The sequence below is a fragment of the Streptomyces sp. NPDC056231 genome, assembly GCF_048270745.1.
Taxonomy (GTDB): Bacteria; Actinomycetota; Actinomycetes; order Streptomycetales; family Streptomycetaceae; genus Streptomyces.
The window spans coordinates 94,526-99,203 of record NZ_JBLVKW010000027.1 but is presented as its reverse complement, the minus strand read 5'-3'; the positions used below and the strand labels follow the sequence as shown (position 1 = coordinate 99,203).

Annotated in this window: 5 protein-coding genes and 1 pseudogene; 5 read left to right on the top strand and 1 reads right to left on the bottom strand. The window is 68.5% G+C overall.

The genetic code is table 11. The features are described from left to right. Window positions 1-323, bottom strand: a pseudogene (locus ACNPQM_RS21700) (hypothetical protein); the annotation flags it as partial. 239 nt (window positions 324-562) lie between these two features. Here ACNPQM_RS21700 and ACNPQM_RS21695 point away from each other — a divergent pair. The 5 genes from ACNPQM_RS21695 to ACNPQM_RS21675 all read left to right on the top strand — a co-directional run bounded on the left by ACNPQM_RS21695 (window position 563) and on the right by ACNPQM_RS21675 (window position 4,528). Further along, complete coding sequence (locus tag ACNPQM_RS21695) at window positions 563-1,075, top strand: tyrosine-type recombinase/integrase (protein WP_418085359.1); 513 nt, start codon at window positions 563-565, stop codon at window positions 1,073-1,075. 109 nt (window positions 1,076-1,184) lie between these two features. Beyond that, complete coding sequence (locus ACNPQM_RS21690; RefSeq protein WP_418085358.1) at window positions 1,185-2,375, top strand: helix-turn-helix domain-containing protein; 1,191 nt, start codon at window positions 1,185-1,187, stop codon at window positions 2,373-2,375. A gap of 103 nt (window positions 2,376-2,478) precedes the next feature. Continuing rightward, a complete protein-coding gene (locus tag ACNPQM_RS21685; protein WP_418085357.1) occupies window positions 2,479-3,420 on the top strand; it encodes an ATP-binding protein in 942 nt (313 codons plus the stop codon). After that, window positions 3,417-3,947, top strand: a complete 531-nt coding sequence (locus ACNPQM_RS21680; RefSeq protein ID WP_418085356.1) for a hypothetical protein — start codon at window positions 3,417-3,419, stop codon at window positions 3,945-3,947. Before ACNPQM_RS21685 ends, ACNPQM_RS21680 begins: the two co-directional genes overlap by 4 nt. Before the next feature lie 407 nt (window positions 3,948-4,354). After that, a complete protein-coding gene (locus ACNPQM_RS21675; protein ID WP_418085355.1) occupies window positions 4,355-4,528 on the top strand; it encodes an FxLD family lanthipeptide in 174 nt (57 codons plus the stop codon). Window positions 4,529-4,678: the final 150 nt, after the last annotated feature.

Genomic DNA, 4,678 nt, shown 5'->3' with positions numbered 1-4,678 from the left:
TCGTCCGGCAGCGGTCGGACCCGTCGGGAGTAAGAACGTGAGCCGCGGGCGAGCCACCCGCGGACGACCCCCGACGGGTCCGTCGCCAAGGGGGCGAGGCGTGAGGGGTCGACGTGCTGGTTAACGGCGAGTGCGCGGCGGATCTCCCCGAGCGGATGGCGGAGGGCTGTGTCGATGACGGCGTCAGGCAGGTCACGACCCGCGCACATCAGCAGGCCGGCCTCACCGGCCGCTCGATCCACCAGGCGTATCAGTACGTCGGAGGGCGCTGCCGGATTGAAGGCGATGCCGCGCAGCCACAGTTCATGCAGAGAGTCGGACACCGCGTCATCCTGCCACCTCGCCTCCTGAACCGGGCCGCCCGACGGCTACCTCGTCGGCGCTTACCGGCGACTCCGTCCGCAGGGGCTTCGGACCACGTGGCGAGGGCCTTGCTCATCGTGCGCACACCGCCGGGCTCCGCATCCACCCCCGCCGGCGGATGCATGACATCCCTGGCAAGTCAAGCAACCGGGCGTTGCTGTACCGGTTCCTTGGCCGCAGTATCGAGGACGCTGACGTCATGATCGAGGACCTGAAGGACATGGACGATCGCATCTTCGTGTGGCTCGCCGAGGACAAGACTCACAAGGGTGAGGTGCAGACGATCATCCTCAAGGATCGGCCGGACCTCCAGCTTGTCCGGCGGATGCGCGCCTGGTTGGGGTACCTCGCCAGTGTGGGCGTCACGGCGGGGCCCGTCTTCCGGCATCTCCTCAAGAACGGATTGCCCGCAACGGAGGAGACCCGGGCGAAGACGGCCACGACGCGGGGTGCGCACCTTCGGGGGCACGTCGTCAACGAGCGGGTGAAGCACTGGTTCGCCGCGTCCGGACTGGTGAGCGACAGCCGACCTGTTACCTCCCACGGCCTGCGCGCGGAAGGCGCCACCGACCTTGCCGAGGCAGGCGCCACCGATCAGGAACTCGAGGAAGCCGGCCGGTGGGCCAAGGGCTCGACCATCCCCCGCAAGGTCTACGTGCGCCCGTTCGACAAGGTGCCCGTGCACAACCCGTCGCGGTCAAACACGGGGTGACGGTGCATCAATGAAGAGCCCCGCTCCGAATGGAGCGGGGCTCGTCAGTGCCCCCGCGAAGCCGATCGAGGGGTACCGTTCTGGTGTCGAAGCAGAACAGGAGATAAGTATGCACGCTCTGCCTCAAGACCACACCGGTGTGCGAGTCGCGCGCCTTCGACGCGAACGCCACCTCACTCAACAGGCCCTGGCCGACCTCTCCGGAGTCCCGTACAACACGCTGACCAAGATCGAGCAAGGCAGGCTAGCGGCCACCCCGCACGCCGTCGCCTGCTTCGCCCGCGCCATGCGGGTGGAGGTCTCCACCATCATCGGGCAGCCGTACAAGGCCGAACTGCGCGCCGACGAACTGGACGTGCTGATAGCTCCGATCCGGGAGGCGCTGGACGTCTACGACCTGGGCGCCGACCCGGACATCTCGGCGCGTCCGCTCCGGAACCTGCGGGAGGACTCCGAGAGCCTGTGCGCGGCCGTCCGCGCCGGAGAGATCAAGCGGGCAGCCAGCGAGGTCGCCGGCCTGATCGAGGAGACGACCACAGCAGCGCACGTACAGGGCAGCACTGACGGATGGCTCATCCTCGCCTCGCTCTACCGCACGTCGTACGATGTGGCGACAAAGCTGGGATACGCGGACCTGGCGCAGCTCTCGCTCGCGCGGTTGGACTGGGCCGCTCAGCGCGCTAGCAGCGCGGTCTTCGGAGGCGCATACCAGTATTTCCGCGCCCTGACGTACCTGCGCGAAGGGAAGTACCGGACCGGACAGCGGCTCGTCGACCTGGGCTTGCGGACCATCGGCCAGGCAGATGATTCGCGGGAACGGGACGTCGTAACTGGGCAGCTCCACCTCGGCGGCTCCGTGATGGCCGGCCGAGCTCACAACGAGGAACAGGCCATGGGGCACCTCGCCGAGGCCGAGAACATCGCAGCCCGCACCGGCGAGTCACCGAAGGTTCTGTGGATGGCGTTCGGCGGAACCAATGTCAGCGTGCATCGGGTGTCCGTCCTCGCTGAACTCGACAAGTACGACAAGGCCGTCGAGACGGCGGACACGCTCGCCATCCCCGCTGGCTGGCCGAAGTCCCGGACAAGCCACCACTGGGCTGAGGTGGCCCGCGCGCAGATGTGGACGGGACGGCTCGAGGCCTCGTTCGCCAGCCTGCTCCAGGCGCGCAAGACCGCTCCGCAACAGGCGAAGTACCACCCTTTGGTGAGGGACACGTACGCCAGTCTGGAAGCTGCACACCGTCGCCTTCCCGACAGTTTCCTTTCGTACGGGAGCTGGCTGACCTCGCAAGCCTGACCGTCCGTCAACCTTTGGCCCCAACTAGCCTCAACTGAGGCCAGTTGGGGCCTAGTTATGGGCCCACCATGTCGTCACTGGCCATTTCGACATGGAGCCGACCATGACGACGCACCTTGCGGGCCGGGAGCGCACCTGTCGAAGCGTTCCTGTCACCGCCGATGAACTGAGAAGCCATACAGGCGCCCGGCCTGCCCTTGCGATGTCCATCGAACGTCGCCCCGATCCTGATGGAGGCGGCCTCTCGGAAGCAGACGCCGCCTGGCCGCAGCGACTTCGCCGCATCGTCCGCGCAAGCCTCACCCACTGGGGCCGTCCCAACCTGATCGAGACCGCGGAACTGCTGCTCACCGAGCTGGCGACCAACGCCCTCCGTCACGCCTGCGGCCCGGACGTCGGTGTCCGCATCTACCTCCAGGACGACTACCTCGTAATCGAGGTGAATGACGGCTCACCTCTCCACCCCGTGCCGCGCTGCGCCGGCCCCGACGACGAGACCGGCCGCGGGCTGCTCCTCGTCGAATCGCTCGCCGAGGCCTGGGGCGTCAGCGGGGACGGCACAACGACCTGGTGCACTCTCCCCCTGACCAAAGGACCCTCCGACATGCAACCCGCCGCGGTGACCGCGCCGGTCCTGCGTGAGATCCCCCTGGACCTCCCGACGGATCCCAGCGCCGCGGGCTTAGCCCGCATCCAGGCGCGAACCCTGCTCACCGTGCTGAGCTGGCCCGGTAACCAGCACCTCGCGATCGACGTGCTGCACGTCCTCATCGACAACGCCATGCAGCACGCACTCACCCCCGGAAGGAACGGGCAGCAATTCGGCGCCTGCCTCAGCATCACTGAGGCCCATGAGCTGCTCATCGACGTCACGGACCCCACACCCATGTTCCCCGAGTTCGGCAAGGCCATCGCTGGCGAACTGGGGCGCGGTCTCTGGGATATCACGCGACAGGGTGCGGCCCTCACCTGGTTCGTCAGCCCCAAGTTCGACGGCAAGACCGTCCGCGCTGCCCTGCGCCCCGGGCAGGAGGTTGACCAGTGACCACCGCAGCCATGCCAACCGGCGCCAAAATGCAGCACCTGGTCGATTCCTCCGGCGCAGCCCAAGAGCCGGCCGCCGACATGGCAGACCTCGCCGAAGTGATCCGCACCCTCATGGCAGTCGAGGCCCGGACCGACACCCGCGTACGCCTGGGGCGCAACCTCTTCGATGTCGTCATCACCAGCTCCGGCCTGCAGGCACGGGCCACTGTGGCCGTGATGGACCAGGTCCAGGGCAGATGCGGCCCCGTGATCGAGGACCCCGAGCGCGGTTGGTTGTACTGGCTGGTCCCGCCCGGGTCCAGCGCCCTGTGGGAGCCGCACAGCCACGCCGTGTGCCTGGGCGCGCCCCACACGATCACACTGCCGTCCCTGAACCGGCGAGTCCCACCGGGCCCGTACTGGTTCCGGCCGTCGGCAAGCGACCGGCTCGTCCCGACGAGGCCGCTCCGCGACGCCCTGGCGCATTTTCGGCCCGAGCCCACACCGCACGCCGAGCTCGCGGCCCGGCTCGGCATCGCCACCTAAGACCCCGTGCCCGGCCGCGTGCTGTCCTCCTCGCACGCGGCCGGGCACGGACCAAATCCCTGCGGCTGGGGCGGATCCGGTCCCGGCCGCAGGGTCTCCACCTCGGAAAGAGCATCCGTCCGACCAGATAGGCGGCGCAGCATCAAACGTGACATTTGGTTGGCCGCGGCCACGTGTGTAATCGCCGTCGCGCTGATCGTGATTGCGGCGTCCGTCAAACCCTTCTGATCGCAGCAGAACGGCCGCCCCCTCCCAGACTTCCCAGCTTGCTCAGGCCCATCGGCCAGGCGAGCCGGGATGGCCAGGAACTCGCCTGCGGAAGTAGCCCCGTGGCTACGCTCCGCCGATGACGCCCTGGCGTGCACGTCCCATACCAATCCAGCAACAGTGAACTGGAGTTGAGATTCATGGCAAGCATCGTCATGCCGAGCACCACTGGGCAGGCCCCCGCCGCCGTCTCGTCGGACGGGTTCGACCTCGACGTCTCCCTCGTGGAGGTGGCCGACGGCGCCAGCCTGACCAACCTCACCAACGACAACTGCGGCACCACCTGTGGCGCCTGCACCACCAACGTCGCCTGACCCAACGACGACGTGCCTCCAGGTCGGGGGGGGGGGGGCCCGGCGGGGCCGGCCCCGCGCCCCCCCCCCCCCCCCCGCACCGCCCTGGAGCGCGGGGGGGGGCTCGCACACCACAAACCGGCACCACACCACCACCACACGGCGGCGCCC